The organism is Joostella sp. (assembly GCF_048266025.1).
Lineage (GTDB): Bacteria > Bacteroidota > Bacteroidia > Flavobacteriales > Flavobacteriaceae > Galbibacter > Galbibacter atrarenae.
Window position 1 is genome coordinate 106,615 of the sequence record NZ_JBLXAF010000004.1, and the last position, 23,698, is coordinate 130,312.

Annotated in this window: 18 protein-coding genes; 5 read left to right on the plus strand and 13 right to left on the minus strand. The window is 33.5% G+C overall.

The annotated features are described in order from the left end of the window. Nucleotides 1-78 precede the first annotated feature (78 nt). The 10 genes from ACN0TY_RS09300 to ACN0TY_RS09345 all read right to left on the minus strand — a co-directional run bounded on the left by ACN0TY_RS09300 (nt 79) and on the right by ACN0TY_RS09345 (nt 12,779). Entirely contained in the window at nt 79-1,272 is a 1,194-nt protein-coding gene (locus ACN0TY_RS09300; RefSeq protein WP_417444272.1) for an aspartate aminotransferase family protein, read from the minus strand. Further along, nucleotides 1,269-3,083, minus strand: a complete 1,815-nt coding sequence (locus tag ACN0TY_RS09305) for an OstA-like protein (RefSeq protein WP_417444273.1) — start codon at nt 3,081-3,083, stop codon at nt 1,269-1,271. Before ACN0TY_RS09305 ends, ACN0TY_RS09300 begins: the two co-directional genes overlap by 4 nt. A 189-nt stretch (nt 3,084-3,272) precedes the next feature. Next, nucleotides 3,273-4,544, minus strand: a complete 1,272-nt coding sequence (locus ACN0TY_RS09310) for an adenylosuccinate synthase (protein ID WP_417444274.1) — start codon at nt 4,542-4,544, stop codon at nt 3,273-3,275. A gap of 18 nt (nt 4,545-4,562) precedes the next feature. Then, on the minus strand, nt 4,563-5,006 hold the full coding sequence (locus tag ACN0TY_RS09315) for a Fur family transcriptional regulator (RefSeq protein WP_236958838.1): 444 nt from the start codon (nt 5,004-5,006) through the stop codon (nt 4,563-4,565). Between the two features lie 135 nt (nt 5,007-5,141). Continuing rightward, nucleotides 5,142-7,346, minus strand: coding sequence for a RelA/SpoT family protein (locus ACN0TY_RS09320; RefSeq protein ID WP_236958837.1), 2,205 nt, complete (start codon nt 7,344-7,346; stop codon nt 5,142-5,144). Between the two features lie 131 nt (nt 7,347-7,477). Next, nucleotides 7,478-8,710, minus strand: a complete 1,233-nt coding sequence (locus tag ACN0TY_RS09325) for a M48 family metallopeptidase (RefSeq protein ID WP_417444275.1) — start codon at nt 8,708-8,710, stop codon at nt 7,478-7,480. A gap of 124 nt (nt 8,711-8,834) precedes the next feature. Then, entirely contained in the window at nt 8,835-10,301 is a 1,467-nt protein-coding gene (locus ACN0TY_RS09330) for a nicotinate phosphoribosyltransferase (protein ID WP_417444276.1), read from the minus strand. 5 nt (nt 10,302-10,306) lie between these two features. Beyond that, complete coding sequence (gene prs, locus ACN0TY_RS09335; protein WP_417444277.1) at nt 10,307-11,149, minus strand: ribose-phosphate diphosphokinase; 843 nt, start codon at nt 11,147-11,149, stop codon at nt 10,307-10,309. Between the two features lie 64 nt (nt 11,150-11,213). Further along, the gene (locus tag ACN0TY_RS09340; protein WP_236958833.1) at nt 11,214-11,903 is read right to left on the minus strand and encodes an NUDIX hydrolase; all 690 of its coding nucleotides are present in this window, start codon (nt 11,901-11,903) and stop codon (nt 11,214-11,216) included. 78 nt (nt 11,904-11,981) lie between these two features. Further along, a complete protein-coding gene (locus ACN0TY_RS09345) occupies nt 11,982-12,779 on the minus strand; it encodes a TrmH family RNA methyltransferase (protein ID WP_417444278.1) in 798 nt (265 codons plus the stop codon). 277 nt (nt 12,780-13,056) lie between these two features. Here ACN0TY_RS09345 and ACN0TY_RS09350 point away from each other — a divergent pair, with 277 nt between their 5' ends. From ACN0TY_RS09350 to ACN0TY_RS09365, 4 genes are read left to right on the plus strand one after another with little or no spacing between them, the layout of a single operon-like run. Further along, the gene (locus ACN0TY_RS09350) at nt 13,057-13,728 is read left to right on the plus strand and encodes a TetR/AcrR family transcriptional regulator (RefSeq protein ID WP_417444279.1); all 672 of its coding nucleotides are present in this window, start codon (nt 13,057-13,059) and stop codon (nt 13,726-13,728) included. After that, the gene (locus ACN0TY_RS09355) at nt 13,725-15,371 is read left to right on the plus strand and encodes a peptidase domain-containing ABC transporter (RefSeq protein WP_417444280.1); all 1,647 of its coding nucleotides are present in this window, start codon (nt 13,725-13,727) and stop codon (nt 15,369-15,371) included. Before ACN0TY_RS09350 ends, ACN0TY_RS09355 begins: the two co-directional genes overlap by 4 nt. 3 nt (nt 15,372-15,374) lie before the next feature. Then, the gene (locus ACN0TY_RS09360; RefSeq protein WP_236958829.1) at nt 15,375-16,742 is read left to right on the plus strand and encodes an HlyD family secretion protein; all 1,368 of its coding nucleotides are present in this window, start codon (nt 15,375-15,377) and stop codon (nt 16,740-16,742) included. A gap of 7 nt (nt 16,743-16,749) precedes the next feature. Beyond that, nucleotides 16,750-18,165, plus strand: a complete 1,416-nt coding sequence (locus ACN0TY_RS09365) for a TolC family protein (RefSeq protein WP_417444281.1) — start codon at nt 16,750-16,752, stop codon at nt 18,163-18,165. Nucleotides 18,166-18,235: 70 nt separating this feature from the next. On the opposite strand, the gene ACN0TY_RS09370 is transcribed toward ACN0TY_RS09365, so the two are convergent. Beyond that, on the minus strand, nt 18,236-18,520 hold the full coding sequence (locus tag ACN0TY_RS09370; RefSeq protein ID WP_236958827.1) for a winged helix-turn-helix transcriptional regulator: 285 nt from the start codon (nt 18,518-18,520) through the stop codon (nt 18,236-18,238). Between the two features lie 156 nt (nt 18,521-18,676). Between ACN0TY_RS09370 and ACN0TY_RS09375 the strand changes: the two genes are divergently transcribed. Further along, the gene (locus ACN0TY_RS09375) at nt 18,677-19,189 is read left to right on the plus strand and encodes a VOC family protein (protein ID WP_417444282.1); all 513 of its coding nucleotides are present in this window, start codon (nt 18,677-18,679) and stop codon (nt 19,187-19,189) included. Between the two features lie 95 nt (nt 19,190-19,284). Here ACN0TY_RS09375 and ACN0TY_RS09380 read toward each other — a convergent pair whose 3' ends face one another. After that, nucleotides 19,285-20,580, minus strand: coding sequence for an amidohydrolase family protein (locus ACN0TY_RS09380; protein ID WP_417444283.1), 1,296 nt, complete (start codon nt 20,578-20,580; stop codon nt 19,285-19,287). A gap of 78 nt (nt 20,581-20,658) precedes the next feature. Then, nucleotides 20,659-23,667 (minus strand): amidohydrolase family protein, encoded by a 3,009-nt coding sequence (locus tag ACN0TY_RS09385; protein ID WP_417444284.1) that lies wholly within the window; start codon nt 23,665-23,667, stop codon nt 20,659-20,661. Between the last annotated feature and the right edge of the window lie 31 nt (nt 23,668-23,698).

Below are 23,698 nucleotides of genomic sequence, written 5' to 3' on the forward strand. Positions count from 1 at the left end.
GTTTTTAGATTTCTACATTAATAAAATTAGGGTTTGAAGCGTTATGTTCGAATCAAAAACCTTATTGTTATTAACAAATTAGTTAACATTTTGGCTATTCCACTCATTTAGAAGTCCTAAAATGGTGGTGCAACCTTCTTCAATTTCTTCATTTGAAATGGTTAGTGGTGGTGTAATCCGTATAGCTTTCGACTCGAATAATAACCAAAAAAGGATAAGTCCTCTTTTCATTCCTTCAAGTACTAGGAAGTTTGTTAATTCTTCATTTTCTACGATTACAGCAAGCATTAAGCCTTTTCCTCTAATCTCTTTAATCAAAGGATGTACCAAAAGTGTTCGGAAGAGTTTTTCTTTTTCAAGGGTTTGAGGGATTAAGGTTGAATTTGTTAATTCTTTCAATGTAGCAAGTGCAGCAGCAGCAATTACAGGATGACCACCAAATGTAGTAATATGTCCCATTTTAGGAGCATCCTTTAATAATGCCATCATGTCATACGACGCAGTAAATGCTCCGATAGGCATTCCTCCAGCCATTCCTTTTCCCATAACGAGAATATCAGGAATTATACCGTAGTTCATAAAACCAAAGAGCTTTCCTGTGCGTCCAAAACCAGGCTGTATTTCATCAAGAATAAGTAAAGCACCAACATCTTCACAACGTTGTTTTACCTTCTTTAAATAATCATTTTTAGGTTCTATAAAACCAGCGCCTCCTTGGATGGTTTCTAATAATACGGCAGCTGTTTTATGTGTTATTTTTTGAAGATCTGCTTCGCTATTAAATGTTATAAATTTAATGCCAGGGAGTAATGGTCTGTAGGCTTGTTTTCGTTCTTCAAAACCCATTAAGCTCATAGAACCTTGGGTGTTTCCGTGGTATGCGTGTTTTGCACCAATTATTTCTCCTCTTCCTGTTGCTCTTTTGGCGAGTTTCATGGCGCCTTCAATCGCTTCGGTTCCTGAGTTTACAAGATATGTAGTGCTTAAAGAATCTGGTAATTGTTCAGCTAATAGTTTTGAAACATCTACAGCTGGTTTTTGTACATATTCCCCATATACCATTACGTGCATGTAGGAAGCAGCTTGTTCTTGAACTGCTTTTACAATCGTTGGATTGCTATGCCCTAAAGTGTTTGCAGAGACTCCAGCAACAAAATCTAAATAGGTGTTTCCTTTGGTATCGTATATGTATGATCCATTGGCATGAGAAACTTCAACACTTAATGGTGTTGGTCCAGTTTGTGCTTGATATTTTAAGAAATCTTCTGTCATTTAGAACTTTCTTCTGCCTTTTCTTTAGAAGGTGATTTTTTAGGGAGTGTTGCCTTTTTATTCGACTTAGTCGGAGTTGGAGCTTTAGTGGGCTGATCGTCTCCTTCTTTTTCTTCAATTTTATTTTCGGCTTCTCCTGTGATCTCTTCTGGCGCTAGGTTTGGATTGTCGATATCGATAGGATTGTTAACTCCATTTATAACAGGAAGTACGATATTATTATCTTCTTCACTGAATAAATCATCAGGAGTATGCATAATCTCATCGCCACGCCAATAGAATCCCCTAAATTTACGTCCATTTACTGGTAATTCACTATCAGGAAAGATATCACCTTCAACATTAATAAACGATGTGGTGTTATCAACTTCATTATTTAACATGACCATTTGTATAAGTCCGCAAACTCGTTTATCGATTCCCACAAATTCATCATCATCATCCCATAAATAATATATGAGCTCTGCATTTTTTACAATGTCAACAATTTTTAATTCATTCTCTTCAAATAAACCGTAGAGATATTTTCCTTTTATCTGATTATATCCTTGCTTAAGAGAATCCTTAAATTTTATTCCGCTGAGAGAATCTTTTTGGATTATAAAAGCATTGTCCCAAACTTTAAGGGAATCTAATTTTTCAGTTTTTACATTGGAAATAATATTAATAGTATCCCCAGTCATTTGTGTCTCTCCATTCCATAAAACTGGTCGGAAAGCAGAATATTTATTTTCAGGAGTTCCGAGTGGAATTTTAGAAATTAGCTGTGTAATTCCCGTTTTTTCATCGGTGTGGATGGAATCACATTTTCCGCTTAAATCAGTTTTAAAGAATCTAGCGTCTTTAAATCCTCTTACAACACGTTCGTCTTCTTTCCCAGTAACCATCAATGTATCCGCATGGATGTACATAGAGTCTTTCTCGAATAAGCTTATTGCTAATGCTTTTTTAGTTACGAGAACAGAATCTTTGGCTTTGTATATTTCAGCATAATGGCCACGTAAAACGCCGTCATTTACAGTGTCTATAACTTTTATGTTATTAGTTGCAGAAGCGAATTCTGTAGCTTTGTTAAAAAACAGGCTGTCACCATAAATAATACGATCACTGTAATCTATACGTGTGTTTTTAACGCCATATCCATTTTCTTCAACAGTATTATAATATCCACGCTCGCAGTACATTTTATAATCCTCACCAATTACAGTAGAAGGCCCATACATATAGGCGTGCTTTGTATTGGTGTAATAATCCATACGTGCCGAATTAATTATGTAATCTGGATTGGTTATTTTGACGTCGTTTTTAAACTCATATTTGTCAATCTCCATATAATAACGTCCCTTGATACTTGTTAGGACATTCGCGCTGTCTTTTACAGTTCCAAAATTCTCATAAAAAGCCTCTTGTGTATTTCTGTCAAACTCTAATTCTTCCGTGTTGAGGGTCATTGTGTTATTACGGAGGACTACATTTTCTTTAGCAATCGCTATTTTTGTAGTTCCATCGTAATCAACATATTCACTATTCATTTTAATGGAATCTCCCTGCTGAAAGAAAACATTTCCGTAGGCCTTAATTTTATTATCTTTCTTGTAGTAAATAGCTAAATCACACCAAAGATCAATCCCTTGATGTTCAAATTGTACTTGTTCTGAGTCCTTGCTAAAAATAGAAGCCCCAGGATATTTTTCTTCGTCTTTATTGAAGTCCCCACCATGAACAATGGTTATTTCCTTTTTTTCTTGTGCAGAAAGTACTGCCGAAAAGCAGCAAAGGAGTATGCATATGTATGTTTGTATTCGAGTCAACCGCTTATAATTTTGCTTCAAAAATAAAGTTTTTTCAGTTAGATAGCGGATAGTTATGAAGAATTTATAAAACATAAACGGAGATAGTGTTTATGTTCTATATTATAAAACCAAATGAACTTGTTAAAGCTGCATTATATAGCGTATAACTACATACATCCTTAACAAGTTCATTTGAATTTTATTGATCTATCTGTTGATAGTTTGAGTTCTATCTGGTCCCACAGAAACTACAGTAATTGGTACATTAAGTTCTTTCTCCAAGAAATCTATGTATCCATTTAAAGCAGCAGGGAAATCATCTTTACTACTAATTTTGGTAAGATCTTTATCCCAACCATCTATTTCTGTATATATAGGAGTCACATTTTCAGCCTCTATATTGTATGGTAGGTGTTTAATAGTTTCCCCTCTATAGTTGTAAGCAGTACAGATTTTAAGTTTTTTAAATCCACTTAAAACATCTGCTTTCATCATAATAAGTTGTGTAACACCACTTACTTGAACTGCATAACGTAAGGCTACTAAATCTAACCAACCACAACGTCTTTTTCTACCTGTAGTAGCTCCAAATTCATTTCCAACACGCCCCATAGTTTCTCCATCTTCATCAAAAAGTTCTGTTGGGAATGGACCGCTACCAACACGAGTTGTATACGCTTTAAAAATTCCGTAAACATCACCAATTTTATTTGGAGCAACTCCTAATCCAGTACAAGCACCTGCTGCAGTAGTATTAGAAGAAGTTACAAATGGGTATGTCCCGAAGTCAATATCTAATAATGATCCTTGAGCACCTTCTGCCAGAATAGTTTTCTTGTTTTCTTGTGCTTGGTGGATGTATTCTTCACTATCTATAAAAGTCAGAGATTTTAAAACCTTCACTGCAGCAAAGAATTCAGCTTCTAATTCTGCAAGGTTATATTGAATACTTACATCATGGAAATTAATCATGGCCTCATGTTTATCAGCCAAAGTTCTATATTTATCTTTCCAATCTTCAAGTTCTAAATCTCCAACGCGAATACCGTTTCTACCAGTTTTGTCCATGTAAGTAGGACCAATTCCTTTTAAAGTAGAACCGATTTTAGCTTTTCCTTTTGAAGCTTCTGATGCTGCATCCAACAATCTGTGCGTTGGAAGGATAAGATGTGCTTTTCTAGAAATTAAAAGTTTAGATTTAATATCAAGATTAAATTTCTCTAAATTTTCTAGTTCTTTCTGAAATATTACTGGGTCTATAACAACTCCATTTCCTACAACATTTACAGCATTGTCATGAAAAATTCCAGAAGGAATAGTATGCAATACGTGTTTTATGCCATCAAATTCTAAGGTGTGACCTGCATTAGGCCCCCCTTGAAAACGTGCAATAATATCATAATCTTTGGTGAGTACATCAACGATTTTACCTTTTCCCTCGTCTCCCCATTGTAATCCTAGTAGTAAGTCTACTGCCATTTTTTGTAAATAAAGTTATTAGCTTTTGTCATTTTTAGTACCATAAAAGTACAGCGAATGATTCTGAATTTTTATATCGAAAACCTCTTCGATTGTTTTCTTAATGTTTTGAATGCGTGGATCGCAAAACTCCATAACCTCTCCAGTATCTGTTAAGATTACATGGTCGTGTTGCTTATCAAAATACGACTTCTCATAATGAGCTTGGTTTTGCCCAAACTGATGTTTTCTAACCAAACCAGAGTCTAGCAGAAGTTCTATCGTATTATATAATGTTGCCCGACTTACACGATAGTTCTTATTTTTCATTTTGATATAAAGAGATTCTATATCGAAATGTTCAGTACTATCATAAATTTCTTGGAGTATAGCATATCGTTCAGGAGTTTTCCTGTGTTTGTGTTCTTCCAAAAATTTGGTAAACACATTTTTAACGATTTCTTGATTTTTTTCGTTCGCCATAATCAAATCTACGAATTAGGATACAAATGTAATGTTTAAACACGAATTATGCATTAGAAAATCCATTCTCTATTAAAACTAGTTTAAAAAAGCTGGTTTCTATAATGAGGTATAACGACCCTTTTCTAAAGGAAATTATAGGCGTTTTACTTTATCTATACCGTGAATTTTCTTTAAGTTTTCTAACAATTTTTTTAGAATGGTTTTATTTTTAACTTCAACAGTAATTTTTCCTGAAAAAACACCGCCTTCTGTCTCGAAGTTGATATTCTTCATGTTTACATGCATATTGTTAGATATAACCTTTGTTACATTACTCACCAATCCTAGATTATCAATTCCATCTAATTTTATGGTAGCTGTAAATTCCTGTTGCGTAGAATCTATCCATTTTGCTGATATAATACGATACGCATAATTTGATTGTAGCGTAATTGCATTAGGGCAATTCTTTTTATGCACTTTAATTCCTTCATTTACAGTTATAAATCCAAAAACGTCATCTCCAGGAATCGGATTGCAGCAAGCTGAAAATTTATAATCTAATTTCTCTTCTTCTTTTCCAAAAACGAGCTGATCATAATTGGTCGTTATCTCCTCTTTATTGATTTCTTCTGAAGAAGTGTTTTTACGCATCTTATTTTTGAAGAAATTGATAAACGTATTGCTACGAGAAGAAACAAAGTCTTTTAGCATTTGGTTATCAATGGTGCTAATCCCGACGCGATAAAATAAATCTAAGCTTGTTTTAAGTTTAAAGTAAACAACAAGTTCATTTATAATATTCTCATTTAAGGTAATCTTAAGATGCTTTAACTTACGGCGTAAGATTTCTTTACCTTCTTCTGCAATTTGTTTTTTCTCATCTTTTAGAGAAGACTTTATTTTCGCTCTTGCTCTTGCAGTAGTAGCATAATCTAACCAGTTGGCATTTGGTTTAGAGCTTTCAGAAGTAATAATCTCTACCTGATCTCCACTTTTTATTGTTCTACTTAACGGAACCAACTTACCGTTAATTTTAGCACCTCTTGTTTTTAAGCCAACTTCTGTATGGATGCTAAAAGCAAAATCTAGGGGAGTAGATCCCTTAGGAAGCGATTTTAATTCTCCTTTTGGTGTGAATACAAAAATCTCTCTCGAATAGAGGTTCAACTTAAACTCTTCTACAAAATCTACGGCATTTCCATCAGCATTTTCTAGGGCTTCTTGGAGTTTATTTAACCATATTTCTATTCCTTGCTCTTTTTGGTTTCCGTGTTTATATTTAAAGTGAGCAGCATACCCTTTTTCTGCAATTTCATGCATTCGCTCACTTCGTATTTGAACTTCTACCCAACGTCCTTTTGGTCCAATTACAGTAATATGTAAGGCCTCGTAACCTGTAGTTTTAGGAGAGGAAATCCAATCTCGTAAACGTGTTGGGTTCGGTCTAAAGTGATCTGTAACGATAGAATAAATTTTCCAAGCTAAGAATTTTTCATTTTCACGATCACTTTTATAGATAATTCTAATAGCAAATTTATCGTAGACTTCATCAAAACTCACATTCTGAGCTTTCATCTTTCTTCGAATGGAAAAAATAGATTTCGGTCTTCCTTTAATAGAATAATTAAGACCTTCTACATCTAAACTTTCCTTTATAACATTGCTAAAAGACTCAATATACTCTTCCTGATCTTCTTTTGATTCTTCCATTTTCCCCAAAATATCATTGTAGACATTTGGTTCGGTATATTTAAGACCAAGATCTTCAAGTTCCGTTTTAATATTATAGAGTCCAATTCTATGTGCCAGCGGAGCATAAATATAAAGCGTTTCCGAAGCGATTTTCACCTGCTTATGTGCTGCCATAGAATCCATGGTTTGCATATTGTGCAAACGATCGGCTATTTTTATAAGGATTACTCGGACATCATCATTTAAGGTAAGGAGCATTTTTCTAAAATTCTCCGCTTGGAGCGAAATATCCTGTTCAGAAGTCATTTGGGATATTTTTGTAAGCCCATCTACAATTCGGGCTACAGTTTCACCAAACAAACGTTCCATATCCTCTAATGTATACGAGGTATCTTCTACAACATCATGCAATAAAGCTGCAGCAATGGCAGTAGCATCCAGTCCAATTTGCTGCGCTACAATTTTAGCAACTGCAATGGGATGAAAAATATAAGCTTCTCCGCTTTTTCTACGCTGATCTTTATGGGCATCTACAGCCGTATCAAAAGCTAAACGGATGAGTTTCTTATCTTCATCTGTAAGCGTTTGATAACTTATACGAAGCAATTCTTTGTATTGCCTTGCAATTTGCTTGTTCTCCTTTTCTACTTCAAGTACCGTCATAGATTAAAAATAACATAAACTTTATTATTTAACAACAATATTTGTGCCTTTACAGGTAGAAAAATCAATAATATTTTAATTTTTTTTACTGAAGCAGTTTTTTGCTAATAAAAGTATAGATAGGAAATAATCTATTTTCTTAAATTTTTTAGTCTTTGGAGTAACGTTGGGTGTGAATAATGCACGTAAACATAGGCTGGGTGTGGGGTAAGGTTGCTCAAGCTGTTTTTAGAAAGCTTCTTTAAAGAGGTTACTAGTGGTTCTCCTGCATACGTTTCTTTAGCAAAATCGTCGGCTTGATATTCGAATTTCCTTGAAAACAGATTCATAAAAAGTCCTGTTACTTCTGAAATAGGACTGTAAAGAATACCGAAAGCGATGAGTCCAGCATGAAAACTTGGCTGATTTACCCCGATAGCAAGCGATAATTCTGGAATGTTTATGAATAACGAAAGTATGAATAGCGTAATTCCTGTAAGCACTATAGAAGCTATGATATTAAATATAATGTGCTTTTTCTTATAATGGCCAACTTCATGAGCTAGTACAGCCACAATTTCCTCTTCTTCTAAATCGTTAACCAATGTGTCAAAAAGGGTGATTCTTTTTTGTTTTCCGAAGCCAGAAAAATAAGCATTTGCTTTTGTAGAACGCTTAGAACCGTCGATTACAAAAATGTTATCCAATTGAAAGCCGACTTTAGCAGCGTAGTTTTCAATTTTTGTTTTAAGGCTTCCGTCTTCTAAAGGAGTTTGCTTGTTAAAAAGCGGAACGATTATTTTACTGTAAAACATATTTATAAAAACGGTAAATACTGCAACCATAATCCATGCATAGATCCAGAAATTAGCACCCGAGATTTGGTAAAACCAAATGATAAGTGATAAAATACCGCCTCCTAAAACAATGATCATCAACCAGCCTTTTATTTTGTCTAGGAAAAAAGTTTTCTTTGAAGTTTTATTAAAACCAAACTTTTCTTCAATGATAAAAGTGTGGTAATATGAAAATGGAGTGGTAATAATATCACTTGCAAAAGTTATTATTCCGAAGAAAACTAAAGCAATTATAATTTCATTACTACTGATGCTTCTCGCAATATTATCAACATATTCAAATCCGTCAAAAAAGAAAAATCCAAGCGTTAAGCACAATGAAAACAATCCGCTTATATTCGAGAATTTATGATTTGTTTTTTTATAAGCCTGTGACTTTTTGTATTCTTCTTTGTCGTATACATCTGTTAATTCTTCTGGAATCGGATTGTCAAAATTTTTGGCATTTAATGTATCCAATATAGAATCGACAATAAAATCAATAATTAGAATAGCAATAATGATGTAAAAGATAGCCTGTGGACTCATAAATTTTTTTGTGCAAGATACTAGTATGTTTCATATAATAAAACAACCTTTTGGGATAGCTCAAAAGGTTGTTTAAGGTTATTTAATGATTACTGTAATTAGTAAATATATTGTTTAGTTAACTCTACATTGCAGCAATGCTATTTTTCACTCGAGTTCTAATATCACTTAATTTTTCATCTATTAATAGTGTTCCATCTCTAAAAACTTCTCTTAACTCTCCTTTTTTCTCTTCTTCCCAGCTCACTTGATCGTTTAATTTATAGATTCCATCTTCAAGAGTTATTTTAAGGAGGCCTTTTGCAGATTTTTTAGTTCCATCATCTGTAATAGGATCTTTGTAGATTTCTCTTCCTTCTCCATCAACTTCTCCATACGTAGCTTTCATAGCGAACCCAAAAGTATCTCTGGTATTATATTGGTATGTAAAAGAGCCAATTCCAAGGACAACATTTGTAGACGCAAATCCTTTAGCTTTTAATTGTTTACAGATCTCATTAGCTCTTTCTAAAGTAATGCTGTCTCCATAAATAGCTCCAATATGGCTGTCTAACTCTTTATACCCTTTGTCATTAGTTTTTCCTCCAAAAATATCCCAAAGCAGTTCTATAACTCCTTTTTTCTCTTCTGAAGTTTTTCCTTCAGGATTCCCACAAATAATCTTAACAGGATCACCGCTATCAGGTCTAATAACTACTTTTCCATCTCTGGATAATACCTGTTCTTTTAAGTTGGGAAGGTATTCTGTAAGTACTTTCCATAAATCCCAAGTATCAGAAACTATAGAAACAATTCCTTTAGGATATGTTTCTGTGATTAGGCGTTCAAAAGTATCTTGTTCTCCAGTATTTGTGCCCATGCACATTACGGAGTGTTCTGTAGCGGCTACAGATCCTCCTACCAATTCTTTATCGGAATCGGCATTGTAATAAGTTTCTAGAAAATCTATAGTTGGAATCGTATCTGTACCAGTAAAACTCAATAAGTGACCAGCAGAACTCATTAATGCAGCTTCTAAACCAGCCATTCCTCTCATAGAAAAATCATGACCTTGCCAATCTACAAGCTCTGGAGTAGAAGATGTTTCCGCTGCATATTTATCAAGTATAATTCTATATTGCTTAGCAATTGTAGCAGAATTACAAGGTAACCAAACAGTTGTAGATAGAAGTGTTTCGAAATAATTAGTAAGCCAAAAGAATTCTGGGAGCGTGTTATACATTGTAAACATGGGAACTCTAATTGGTACAGAAACTCCTTCCGGAAGTGCTTTAAAAACCATTGGGATATACCCAAGATCATGCAATGCCTTAATATGATCAATTCCAACAGAATTTTCTCCTAAATAATTGTTTATTCTTCGGCTATACCTTTTGCAAACTTCATCTTTAGGCTGAGTGAAGAAATTATTTTTAAAATCTTCAATGATATATCTTTTTATGAAATATTGTAATCCAAAAAACACTACATCTTCAACGCCTTCAATTCTACTTTTTCTAGGAGTCCAGTTTGAATAAACCAGCGTTGTTTTTTCTGGATATTGTCTTCTGTGATCAATTTTATAACCGTCTGTATATAATAAAGTATTCATAGTTTTTATTTTAAAAGTTGAGAAATATTAATTTGGATAGCATTGTCTTTGTCACTTATAGTTCTAAAAGAGTCTGTAGTATAAATTGTATCAAAGCTTTCATTTAGAGCTTCAAAACCTTTACTGAATATTCCATGACTAACTGCTAAATGGAGTTTACCAGCGTTTTTTGCTTTCAGTTCTTTAGCTAGACCTAAAAAGGTGCCGCCGCCGTCACAAATATCATCAACAATTAAGCAATCCTTTCCCTTTAAATCTTCATGGTAAACCTTAAATCCAGAAAGGCTACCTGTCTTTACATCTCTAGATTTAGAGCATTCTATAACTTCAAAATCTTGCAAATAAGCAGCGACTTTATAAATCTTTTTTAGGGCTCCTCCATCTGGAGAAATAAGTAGAACGTCTTTTGACAAACTCTTCGTTATTGTTTCAATAAATTTATAATTGTTTAATGCTTCACAATTATTTAAAAGAGCAGGAGTAACCTCAGAATGAGGATCAAAAACAGTAACCTTATTAAGTTTTAAGTTATTTATTAGCTCAGCATAAACTTTTACAGTAAGTGGTTCTCCAGAAACCATTAATCGATCTTGGCGAGCAGCAGGGAAATAAGGTATAAATAAGTTTATATTTTTTACTCCCATGTTTCTTAATGCATTTACAGCAATTAAGATAAGTCCGACGTCATTAAAAGATGTTATTCTTTGAGTTATGTTAACCTCTTTATGTGGTGTTATTTCAGAAGTGATTTTTATATGTGGCTCACCTCCTGCAAAGGTGAAGCTGTTGTATTGTACTTCATTTTCTGTTCCGTAAGGGGTAAACCCTTTGTCTAAATTTAATATCATATTGCGTAATATTTACACAAATATAAGTTTTTATCTGAAGAGTAAAAATTATTTAGTGTATTTTTTACGCAAACTTAATTTCAAAGTGAAATCCTTTGCTTTCCAGTTCCTTATATTTATTTTGATTGAACTTGTATAACTTAGCAGGGCGACCGCTAGCTGGCTTGTGTATTTTATCCGTTTCTTCGAGAAAACCGAAACTCATAATTTTCTTTCTAAAATTTCTCCTATCAATTTTTTTATCGAGTATTGTCTGATAGAGGTTTTCTAGGTCTGAAAATGGAAACTCTTTGCTTAAGAGCTCAAAACCAATAGGCTGATAATTTATTTTATTCTTTAAACGCTCTTTTCCAACTTTTAAAATAGCGCAGTGATCGTAGGCAAGAGGAGGTATTTCATTAATTGAAAACCATTTTACATCTTTTGCATCACTGGCAGCTTTTATTTTATAATTATTAGGGTTTATAAGAGCCATATATGAAATAGAAATTACTCTCCCTCTAGGATCTCTCTCTAAGGCTCCAAAAGTATAGAGCTGCTCTAAGTAATTAGCATTTATACCAGTTTCTTCTTCGAGCTCTCTCACAACGGCCTTATCAAGAGTTTCGTTGTCTTTAACAAAACCACCAGGTAACCCCCATTTATCTTTTTCCGATCCATACTTTTGTTGGATAAGCAAAATCTTAAGGCTGTTATCTGTGTATCCAAAAACCACAGCGTCTACTGCAACTTTTATATTTTGAGTAATATCCATTTTTGTGTTGATTATACACAAATGTAAGAAACTATAATTTTATAGTTTATAGAATTTTTTGCTTGATGAACCTGTATTTTAATTAAAGTTACGCTGTCTTTTTGCTTCAAAAATTACAATTGCAGCAGCAACAGAAACGTTCATAGAGTCGATTTCACCTTGCATTGGGATGATAATATTTTGTGTAGATGCCTCAAGCCATTCATTACTCAATCCTGTTGCTTCTGTACCAACAACAATAGCAGAAGCTTGTTTGTAGTCTACTGTGCTATAATTTACAGATGCCGTTAAAGCCGCACAGTTTATAGCAATATTATTACTTTTTAAATATGTAATAATTTCTGAAGTGCTTCCTGTAGCTACATTATTTGTAAAAACGCAACCCACACTAGAACGGAGAATATTTGGATTGTAAAGATCTCCTTTTGGGTTTGCAATGATTACAGCGTCTAAGTTTGCTGCGTCTGCTGTTCTTAATATCGCTCCTATGTTTCCTGGTTTTTCAGGGGCTTCAGCTACAAGAATAAGCGGATTTTTATTTTTTAATTGGAGCTTGTCTAAAGTATGTGTCTTAATTTTAGCAATGGCAAGAATGCCTTCTGTAGTTTGGCGATATGCTAATTTCTGATAAACGTCTTTCGATATTTTTATTAGGGTAATATCCTCATTTTTAATAATTTCTAAGACTTTATCTTCAGAAATAATATCTTCATTGAAGAGAAGTGTTTCTAACACATACTTTCCCTTTAAAGCTAATTCTACCTCTCGGATACCTTCTACGATGAACAAACCTGATTTCCTACGGTCTTTAGATTTATCCTTTAGATGAAGTATTTGCTTTACAAGTGCATTCTGGGTGCTAGTAATTTCTTTCAATGGTAATTTTTTTTCAAAAATACTTTAAATCTATGGTTATTCAAGTTTTCTAATAAATCTTCATGATATTTTTATAATGTTGAAGTACTCATGGTCGATTTTTAAATCATTCATTATTAATATGATAATTAATTTAAGTCGATTTTTGGAAATTAATAATAGCTGGATTGTAGATTTTGAATATCATTATTTTACAGTTAATTAATGTTAAATATATACAGGTTAATAGTTTTACTATTAATTTTGAGCGCATTAATATTAAGTAAGATGTGTGATTATGAAATTACCTGGTAATTTGAGATTTACAATCAATGAGAAGCTATACTTAAAGGATCCCGAGTCTTCTGAGTTAGGAAGGAATATCCTAAAACATAGTATTATATTGATAGATGAAATTGGATTTGAAGCCTTTACATTTAAAAAATTAGGCGAATGTATTGGTTCCAATGAAAGCTCTATTTACCGGTATTTTGAAAATAAACATAGGTTGTTACTTTATATATCTTCTTGGTATTGGTCTTGGTTAGAATATAGAATGTTATTAGCAATTCAGAACATAGACGATTCATTAGAAAAATTACACAGAGTTGTTTTTGAAGTAACTTCTGAAGTTAAAGATGATGTTCGAACCGAATATATCGACGAAGCTATTTTAAATAGAATTATTATTTCTGAATATTCTAAAGCATTTTTAACCAAAGAAGTAGATAAGGAGAATAAAGATGGATTTTTCTTGGTTTATAAAAAAGTGATTTCGATTATAGCAGATATTATTACAGAGGTGAAACCTGAGTATAAGTATAGTAAGTCGCTGGCTTCTAGTGTAGTTGTAGGCGCTTTAAATCAACATTTTATAAAACAACACTTTAAAACAATTACTGATTTTTGTGAACCAGGTAAGGACGTACCATCTTTTTATATCGAAACACTAGATAAAATATTGTTATGACGCCATTTCAACGATTTAGAGGCTTATTAAAAGTAGATAAAAAGGATATTTATCAAATTATCCTCTATTCTATTTTAGCGGGAGTTATTAGTTTATCGCTTCCATTAGGGATTCAATCTATTGTAAACTTTTTACAGGCAGGAAAAATTAGTACTTCGTGGGTAGTACTTGTAATTATTGTTGTGTTGGGAGTTGCAATGGTTGGGGTTTTTAAAATTATGCAATATCGAATTACGGAGAACCTTCAGCAAAAAATATTTGTACGTTCATCGTTTGAGTTTGTATTCCGATTTCCTAAAATGAAGTTTAGCAAGCTGTATCCATATTTACCAGAAGAATTAGCGAATAGATTTTTTGATACCCTAAATGTGCAAAAAGGAGTTTCGAAACTCTTATTAGATATGAGTGGCGCTGCATTGCAGGTTTTCTTCGGAATTATCTTACTGTCATTATATCATTCCTTTTTTATATTCTTCGGAATGGTACTCATTGCATTACTATATTTTATCTTCAGATTTAACTTTAATCCTGGAGTAGATACAAGTTTGAAGGAATCTAATTTCAAATATAAGGTAGCACATTGGATTCAGGAAGTAGCAAGAAACCATATGAGTTTTAAAAACAAACGCGTTTTTAATTTTTCTTTGGATAAAAATGATGATTTAGTTGAAGGATATTTAAATTACAGAGAAAGTCACTTTTCAGTTTTAAGAAGGCAATTTATACAACTTACAGGTTTTAAAGTGCTAATGACAGCTGGACTTTTAATTATTGGAGGTATTCTAGTTCTTAATCAGCAGATGAATATCGGGCAGTTTGTAGCAGCAGAGATTATTATTTTAAATATTACCAATGCTGTAGAAAAGCTTTTTGCTGGAACTGAATTATTCTATGATGTTTTGGCATCTATTGAAAAGATAGGAAAAGTAATGGATATCGAATTGGAGTCGGAGGAGAAAGGACAGTATAAATTAGAACAAACTCCTATTTCTATTGAAACAAAAGAGTTATCCTATAAATTTCCAGATTCAGACCAATATGTTCTTAAAGATATATCAATGAAAATAGATCCTAACGATCGTATTTTAATTGAAGGTCCTAACGGTTCTGGTAAAAGTACGTTAATAAGAGTGTTGAGTAGAATTGTAGAGCCAACCGAAGGGATGGTGTATATAAATGGAACCAATTACAAAAAATATTCTTTGGAAGATTACAGGTATAATATGAGTTCTATAAGTGTAAGTGATAATGTTTTTGAAGGTACAATCTTGGAAAATATTACATGTAAAAATCCAGAAATTTCACTTTCAAGAATTTTAAAGGTGATAGAAGAATTAAAACTTGCCGATTATATTAGATCACTACCAAATGGATTGGATACGCAAGTGCATTCTGGTGGAAAGCAGTTATCTTCTTCGATTGTTGAAAAAATACTATTGGCACGTTGTGTGCTTTCAGACCCTAGAATTATTTTTTTAGAAGAGCCGCTCGAAAATGTAGATAAGGCATCTTCATTAGATATTATAGAATATATGACTGCGCCAGATAAAGACTGGACTTTAATAGTGATTTCTAAAAATCCGTATTGGAAATCAAAATGTAACAAGAGTTTTTACATGGTAAACGGTACCTTAAAAAGTTAAGCTATGTTGAATATTTCAAATAATAGAATTCACGATTACGTAGATCCTAGTAAGTTTAAATCTATGGGGATTTTTGCGGATAATAAGCACTATAAAGTTATAAGAAAAGTAGTTTGGGGAGTGTGTATTGCCATGGTATTGGTGTTATTTCTGCCGTGGACTCAGAATATTAAAGGAAGCGGATTTGTAACTACATTGAAACCAGGACAACGTCCGCAAGCTGTACATGCGATTATTGGAGGGCGAATAGAATCGTGGCATGTTCAAGAAGGAGATTTTGTAGAAAAGGGCGATACGATTTTACATATTTCTGAAACGAAATCAGAGTATTTTGATCCCGATTTAGTTGAGAATACTGGAATTCAGGTGAAAGCAAAAGAAAATGCTGTCGTTTCTTATACTGCAAAAGTAGAGGCTTTAGCACAACAGATTGAAGCTATAAAACGAGAAAGGCAGCTTAAGCTCAAACAAGCCGAAAATAAATTGAAGCAAAGTAAGCTAAAAGTAAAAAGTGATAGTATCGATCTTGAAGCTGTAAAAACACAGTTGAGTATTGCTGAAACACAGTATGAACGTGCTTTTAAGCTAAATGAAGAAGGGCTAAAACCAATGACCTATGTGGAGGAAAAAAAGGTGAAGCTTCAGCAAATGCAAGCCAAAATAGTTACTCAAGAAAATAAACTGCTTACTGCTGAAAATGAATACATAAATAGTGAAATGGAGCTTACACGTTTAATGGCTTCTTATTCAGAAAAATTGGCAAAAGCGTCTAGTGATCGTCAAACAGCTTTAAGTACACAATTTGATACGGAATCTCAAGTAAGTAAATTACGTTCTCAATATACAAGCTATAAGATCCGAAATGGGATGTATTATATTACAGCACCACAATCGGGATATGTAAACCGTGCCTTACAATCTGGACTTGGAGAAACTATTAAAGAGGGAGCATCTGTGGTGAGTATTATGCCGTCAGATTTTGAAATAGCGGTAGAGTCGTTTGTAGAACCTATGGACTATCCTTTAATTAATAATGGAGAGAAGGTACGCATTTGGTTTGATGGTTGGCCAACAATAGTATTTAGTGGTTGGCCAGGAGTTTCTTACGGTACTTTTGGAGGAGTAATTGTAGCTAAAGAAAACTTTATAAGTTCAAACGGGAAGTATCGTGTGTTAATAGCACCAGATCCAGAAGAAAAAGAATGGCCTAAATTATTAAGTATCGGTGCTGGTTCACAAACATTAGCACTCTTAGATACAGTACCAATTTGGTTTGAAATATGGCGTACATTAAATGGTTTTCCTCCTAATTTTTATAAAACGCAAAACAAAGTTGCTGATGAAGGCAATGAAAAAGAAACCAAAAAATAAGTTTTATATGAAAATTAATAAGTTACATACTTATCTATTTCCATTGCTCATATTGGGGATGTTTTTTGGTACGCAAATTTTAAATGCGCAAGAAGAAACGCTTGATGAGACTTTTACTTATGAAGAGTTTTTGGGAGTTGTAAAGAAGTATCATCCAATGGTGAAGCAAGCCGATTTAATTTTAACGGCTTCAGAAGCAAAACTTTTAAAAGCACGTGGTTATTTTGATCCGAAGTTAACGGCAGACTTCAATAAAAAACGATATAAAGACACGGAGTATTATTCATTATTCAACGGAAGTTTTAAAATTCCAACGTGGTATGGAATAGAACTTAAAGCTGCTTTTGATAAAAACCAAGGGGATTATATAAATCCAGAAAATTATGTGCCAGAAGATGGATTAGCAAGTTTTGGGATATCTGTTCCAGTAGGACAGGGGATATGGATAAACAAGCGAATGGCTGAGGTGAAGAAGGGAAAACTCTATCAAGAATTAGGAGATTATGAGCGTACATTGGCTGTTGTAGATGCACTAACAGAAGCTTCCGCAGCTTATTTTGATTGGAAGCAGCAATTTGATAAAGCAAAACTTTATGAAACGTTTTATGAGAATGCTAAAGAGCGCCAAGAATGGATTGTGAAATCTATTGTTTTAGGAGAACTTTCTCCAATTGATAGTGTAGAATCTGGAATTAATTTAAAGACTCGTAGGCTAGAGTGGGAGCAAGCAAATTTAAAACTAACAAAAAGTAGACTTACTTTATCTAATTATCTGTGGACAGAGGAAGAGCTACCGTTAGAGCTTTCTGAATTGATGCAGCCAGAAGAAGCATTGAAGGATAATATTTTGTCGGTATTAAATATTAACCCTATTTCTGAAGAGGTAGACCTTGAAAATCATCCGAAATTGAAGGCTTTGAACACAAAAATAGCAATGAAAGATGTAGATAGGCGTTTAATGGCAAATAAGCTTTTACCAAAGCTAAGTGTTAACTATAATTATATTGCTGCTCCAGATTATATAAATGAATATAATTGGGATGATTATAAAATTGGAGCTTCACTATCTTTTCCTATTCTTCTGAGAAAAGAAAGGGCTGATGTTAGAATTGCAAAAGCTGAATTGAGTATTGCTGAATATGGATTGAAATTTCAAGCTCAGGAGCTTCAAAATAAGGTGAAAGCTAAGTTTGCAGAGCTCAATTCTTATCAAGAGCAAATAATTATGAATAGTGATTTGGTTTCCGATTATCAGCAAATGCATGATGCTGAGGTACGTTTATTTGAACTAGGAGAAAGCTCTATTTTTTATATTAATACTAGAGAGAATAAGTTGGTTAAAGCCAAGGTGTCGCAAATAGAATTAGAAAATGATTATTTTTTAATCGCTGCTGAATTGTACCGAACATTGGCTAACCTTTAATCCTTTTTATAATACAATTATAACTGCGGAAAGAGCTTTTAGGTTTTTTCCGCAGTTATTGTTTTAAGGATTATTTATGTTGTTTTTTGTAATCTTCCGCTCCCCATTTGTCTAAGCTTTTTAAAATATCTTCCAGAGATTTTCCTCTTTCAGTTAAGCTATACTCTACTTTTGGAGGAACTACAGGATATATCTTTCTAGAAATAAGCCCGTCTTTTTCCAAATCTCTTACGGTTTGTGTAAACATTTTATTTGAGATCCCAGAGATTTTCTTTTGTAAGATTCCTGAGCGTAAATCGCCTTCTAATAAATGAAATAAAATTAGAGGTTTCCATTTTGTGCCAATTAAATTCATAGAATAATTTAACGGACAATTATTATTTTCAATCAAAACTAAAACTTATAATACTGATTATTAATATTTTACTCCTTTGGGTAACTATGCTACTTTTTAGTATGTTATTGCTAGTTTGGCAAATATAGGTTAATTTTGAAATCTAAAACGTAAAGTATGGCAACTAATAAAAATTATCCAAAATCATTTTCACATATAGGAATCACGGTTCCAGATATAAATGAAGCAGTAAAATTCTATTCAGAAGTAATGGGATGGTATATCATTATGGAACCTTCAAAAGTTAAAAAAGAAAAAGATACTGCTATCGGTCAGATGTGTATTGATGTTTTTGGTGATGATTGGACTGAATTTGAAATTGCACATTTAGCAACTTCGGATGGAATTGGAGTTGAATTATTCTCTTTTCCACATGGAGTTAAAGAAGCTCCAGCATTTAATCCTTTTAATACAGGTTTATTTCATTTTTGTGTTCAAGATCCGAACATCGAAGAGCTTATTGATAAGATTGTTTCTTACGGAGGTAAGAAAAGAATGCCGATTAGAGAATATTACCCAGACGACAAGCCATTTAAAATGTGCTATGTAGAAGATCCTTTTGGAATTGTTTTTGAAATATATACTCATAGTTATGAGTTGACATATTCTTCAGGAGCTTATTCAAAATAAAAATGATGATTAAAAGTAAACCCGAGTATAAATTTATACTCGGGTTTACTTTTATAAAATAAGTATTTGTAATTCTAATTTTTAGCAAACAATTTTTATTGTTGCTTGTATTTATCAGAATAACGATGCCATAATTCTGTTTGATGTGTTTCCAAACTAATCGCTCTTCCTTGAATAAAGGCATCACTTAAAACATTAGTACGCATATCTAATGCATCGCCTTCAGAAATAAATAATGTAGCATCTTTTCCAGTAGCAAGTGTTCCAACAATATCATCTACACCGCAGATTTTAGCAGCATTCTCGGTAATCATTTGAACTGCTTTTTCTTTAGGAACGCCATAGGCAGCAAACGAACCTGCATAAAAAGGTAGATTCCTTGTATTCATTCGCTCCATTCTTCCGCTAGGATCTATACTTGTAAGTACCCCCGCTTTATCTAAAAGGGAAGCTAACATAAATGTATGTTTTATGTTCTCGTCGTTGCTAGTTGGTAATCTATGAGGGCGTTGAATTACAACAGGGATATTTTTAGAAGCTAGTAAATTACTAACCTCGTCTGCCTGGTCTCCACCTACAACAACCATTTTCTGAATCTCAATTTTCTCAACGAAGTTTATCGCGTCTGTAATCTCTCTTGCGCCATCAACATGAACGTACAGTTTTTTAGAACCATCAAATAGACCTTCAGTAGCCTCGTAAGGTAAATTTCTAGGTTTTTCGTCTCCAGAGAAATATGCTTTAGCTTCAGATAAGAAAGTAACAACTTCATCAATCTCATCTTTGTATTTGTCATTTGGTTTTAACCCAGGCTCTTCACCTCTCCAAGGACGACCTCTTTTTAAACTATTTGGCCAGTTTAAATGGATAGCGTCATCTACTTTTATAGCGGCATCCTCCCAGTTCCAAGCATCAAATTGTACCACAGAAGAAGTTCCAGAAATACGACCTCCGCGTGGTGTAATTTGACCCATAAGCACCCCATTAGGACGCATAGATTCTACTATTTTTGACTCTGCATTATAGGCAATTAAACTTCTAATATGAGGAAGCAAAGAACCTACTTCGTCTTCATCATCTGTAGCTCTCACAGCATCTATCTCTACTAAACCAAGTGTAGCATTTAATGTGATAAATCCTGGATAGATATGCTTGCCAGAAGCATCAATTACTTTGTTGTATTCGCTATTATTAACTTCAGAAGTTTTCCCTACAAAAGTTATTTTACCATCTTTAAAACCAACAGCTCCATTTTCTATAATAGTACCGTTACCGATGTGTGTTGTTGCACCTGTAATTAAAATAGCTTCTTTTTGAGGAGAGGCAGGTGTCTGTTGCGCTACAGCTATTGTAGCGAACATGATTATTATAAGTTGTATTGTATTTTTCATTTTTTAATGTTTTTATTATGATGTCTTGAGCTTTCTTAGCAAGGCATCAGAATGTGGTATTGAAAAATCGGAATCTGTCTACAATTGATAGATTAGGGTGTCACAATGGAACTCCTCGTCTTCTTTAATTTTTGGAGCTTGTGTTTTTACACCTTTATTTTTCTCACTAATCATCATGTTTATAAGTTCATTTTTTGTTTGCTGAACTTCTTTTTCTGTTTCTTTCATTTTTTCATAGTCGTAGTAAACAGCACCTTCAATAATTGTTTTTTCAGCTATCGCATAAACAGACATCGGATGCTCGCTCCATAATACTAAATCGGCATCTTTACCTTCTTTGATACTTCCTATGCGATCGTCTAAATGTAAAAGTTTAGCTGGATTGATAGTAACAAATTTCCAAGCTTCCTCTTCAGACATACCTCCGTATTTAACTGTTTTTGCTGCTTCTTGGTTTAATCTTCTCGACATCTCTCCGTCATCAGAATTTATAGCAACTGTAATTCCTTGGTTATGCATAATTGCAGCATTGTAAGGAATAGCATCATTTACTTCATATTTATAAGCCCACCAGTCGGAGAAAGTAGATCCGCCAACTCCGTGTTCTTTCATCTTATCGGCTACTTTGTACCCCTCTAAAATATGTGTGAAAGTATTGATGTTAAAATCAAACTTATCGGCAACTTTCATCAACATATTTATTTCGCTCTGCACATAAGAGTGACAAGAAATAAAGCGCTCTTTATTTAAGATCTCTGCTAATGTTTCCATTTCTACATCATAGCGAGGAGCTTTAGCCTTAGATTTTTTTGAAGAAGACAGTCCGTTAAAAGCTTTCCATTGTTCATCGTATTCTTTAGCTCTTTGGAAATAGTCGGTAAAAACCTGCTCAACTCCCATTCGTGTTTGTGGAAAACGGATTGTATTGGAAGCTCCCCAGTTGGATTGCTTTACATTTTCTCCTAGAGCGAATTTTATAAATTTAGGTCTGTTATTCAATAATAAGCCATCAGCGTCTTCACCCCATTTTAATTTAATAATAGCAGAACGTCCGCCAATAGGGTTTGCAGAACCATGTAAAATCTGAATGGTAGTAACACCTCCAGATAAATTTCTGTAGATATCAGAATCGTCTGGGTTTACAACATCTTCGATGGTTACTTCAGCAGAACTATTATGCCCCGCTTCATTTATAGAAGCCGCCGCAATGTGAGAATGCTCATCGATAATTCCTGCGGTAAGGTGTTTCCCAGTAGCATCAATTACCGTAGCTCCACCGCTAGAAAGGTCTTTTCCTATTTTGGTAATTTTCCCGTTTTTAATTAAAACGTCGGTGTTTTCTAATACTCCAGCATCTTCACTTGTCCAAACAGTAGCATTTTTAAATAAAATAGTTTCTTGCTCAGGAAGTGTTTTTACACCGTAAGCTTTATTAGGATATGAAACTGGGAATAGTTTTGGCTGCTCATTATCATCCTTTTTATCATCTTCATCTTTTTCTTCGGAAGTATTTTTTGTAGCAGTCCAACTAGTTGTTTTTCCATTCGTAAGTGTAGCCGTCCCTTTTAAGTTGCCTTCCGCAGTTATTTTAGAAGAAAGTCTGATGTATTCATTTTTATTAGCTTCTCCTTCAGGATTGTAAAATAAATTTAACCATCCGTTGGAGTAATCAATATCAGAACCAATTTTAGAATCTCCTTTTTTTAGGGTTGATTTCACCTTTTTTGGTTCTCCATTTATTGTTAAATCATACGACTCTCCATTCAATGTTAAAGTATATTTCCCTCTAATATCGATAGTATTCATGTCGTTCACAACATGTTTATTTCCTTGTACCCAATTTTCATAAAGGGTTGTTTCCTTCTCAAAAACATCTCCAGAAGTAATTAGAAAGTTGGCATAATGTCCTTTCTCTAAACTTCCAATCTCATCAGATTTATTTAAAAGCGTAGCAGGAGTAGTGGTTAAAGCTTCTAAAGCCTTTGTTTTATCTAAACCATAAGAAACAGCCTTTATAAGGTTAGATTTAAATTCTGTTTTCTTTTTATTGTCTGAAGCAGTAAATGCAAAAGTAATATTGTTTTCGGCAAGCACTTTCGGGTTTGTTGGCGCTTGGTTCCAAAGTAACATTTCTTCTAATGCTATTTTATTTGCAATGTATGGGTCGGTAACATCATATGCGGTAGGGAAATCTAAAGGGATGATGTAAGAAGTATTTGTTTGCGCAATTTCTTCGATACGTTCAAACTCATTTCCACCACCTTTAATAATGTAGTTTAAGTTGAATTCATCCGCCAATTTATCAGCTCTTAAATCATTAAACTTATCACCAGCAACAAATATTTGTGGTAGCGACTTATTTTTATTCAGCGCCTCTAATGATAAATCTTTACCATCGGCATTTCCACCTTCGTACCATTGAGCATCATAGTACATCTGTCTTAATAGCGCAATTGCTCCCATAAGTGACGTTGGATAAGACTGTCTTGAAGATTTACTTTTCTCGAAAGAAAGAAATTGACTCGCTTCTTGTGTAAGGATACGTTCGCTATTGGTAGAGTTTTCATTAAGTGCGATAATGGCACTCGTACCGCGGACTATTCCATCTGAAATATGAGTATTTACAACTCCAAAACCAGCTTCTACAAGTTCTTTAGCTTCTTTGTTATCATAAGAAAACTTATCGATAGCTCTATTTTCTGGCATAATATGGTCGTTCCAATAATAGCCTTCACGAGAGGCATCATATTGAGGAGTATTACTAGATTGCGCCTTTTTAGGTTCCTCGATCCCAAAATCAGAATACATATCTATAAAAGAAGGATAGATGTATTTTCCTTCTAAATCTACAGTTACTGAATTTTCAGGGATAGAAACTGAACTTCCAACACCAACTACTTTTCCATTTTGAATAAGGAGTGTACCATTATCTATAATTTTTGTTGGGGAAACGTAGATTTTTGCATTTTTAAATGCGGTGTAGTTTGAGTTTTTAGTTTTAACACCATCGTTTTTTGGAAAGTATTCTTGTGCAGTTACAGAAATACAAAAACTAAACAGTGCTAGAAAGCATAGTTTTAATTTCATTTGAAAAGTTTAAGTTATGAATTAGTTAAGT

What these genes read in the sequence shown, in the direction of transcription:
- ACN0TY_RS09310 (WP_417444274.1), bottom strand. Translation starts at nt 4,544, where the DNA reads ATGGCAGTAGACTTACTACTAGGATTACAATGGGGAGACGAGGGAAAA.
- ACN0TY_RS09325 (WP_417444275.1), bottom strand. Translation starts at nt 8,710, where the DNA reads ATGAGTCCACAGGCTATCTTTTACATCATTATTGCTATTCTAATTATT.
- prs (WP_417444277.1), bottom strand. Translation starts at nt 11,149, where the DNA reads ATGATATTAAATTTAGACAAAGGGTTTACCCCTTACGGAACAGAAAAT.
- ACN0TY_RS09380 (WP_417444283.1), bottom strand. Translation starts at nt 20,580, where the DNA reads ATGAAAAATACAATACAACTTATAATAATCATGTTCGCTACAATAGCT.
- ACN0TY_RS09350 (WP_417444279.1), top strand. Translation starts at nt 13,057, where the DNA reads ATGAAATTACCTGGTAATTTGAGATTTACAATCAATGAGAAGCTATAC.
- ACN0TY_RS09355 (WP_417444280.1), top strand. Translation starts at nt 13,725, where the DNA reads ATGACGCCATTTCAACGATTTAGAGGCTTATTAAAAGTAGATAAAAAG.
- ACN0TY_RS09320 (WP_236958837.1), bottom strand. Translation starts at nt 7,346, where the DNA reads ATGACGGTACTTGAAGTAGAAAAGGAGAACAAGCAAATTGCAAGGCAA.
- ACN0TY_RS09370 (WP_236958827.1), bottom strand. Translation starts at nt 18,520, where the DNA reads ATGAATTTAATTGGCACAAAATGGAAACCTCTAATTTTATTTCATTTA.
- ACN0TY_RS09365 (WP_417444281.1), top strand. Translation starts at nt 16,750, where the DNA reads ATGAAAATTAATAAGTTACATACTTATCTATTTCCATTGCTCATATTG.
- ACN0TY_RS09315 (WP_236958838.1), bottom strand. Translation starts at nt 5,006, where the DNA reads ATGGCGAACGAAAAAAATCAAGAAATCGTTAAAAATGTGTTTACCAAA.
- ACN0TY_RS09340 (WP_236958833.1), bottom strand. Translation starts at nt 11,903, where the DNA reads ATGGATATTACTCAAAATATAAAAGTTGCAGTAGACGCTGTGGTTTTT.
- ACN0TY_RS09385 (WP_417444284.1), bottom strand. Translation starts at nt 23,667, where the DNA reads ATGAAATTAAAACTATGCTTTCTAGCACTGTTTAGTTTTTGTATTTCT.
- ACN0TY_RS09330 (WP_417444276.1), bottom strand. Translation starts at nt 10,301, where the DNA reads ATGAATACTTTATTATATACAGACGGTTATAAAATTGATCACAGAAGA.
- ACN0TY_RS09375 (WP_417444282.1), top strand. Translation starts at nt 18,677, where the DNA reads ATGGCAACTAATAAAAATTATCCAAAATCATTTTCACATATAGGAATC.
- ACN0TY_RS09300 (WP_417444272.1), bottom strand. Translation starts at nt 1,272, where the DNA reads ATGACAGAAGATTTCTTAAAATATCAAGCACAAACTGGACCAACACCA.
- ACN0TY_RS09360 (WP_236958829.1), top strand. Translation starts at nt 15,375, where the DNA reads ATGTTGAATATTTCAAATAATAGAATTCACGATTACGTAGATCCTAGT.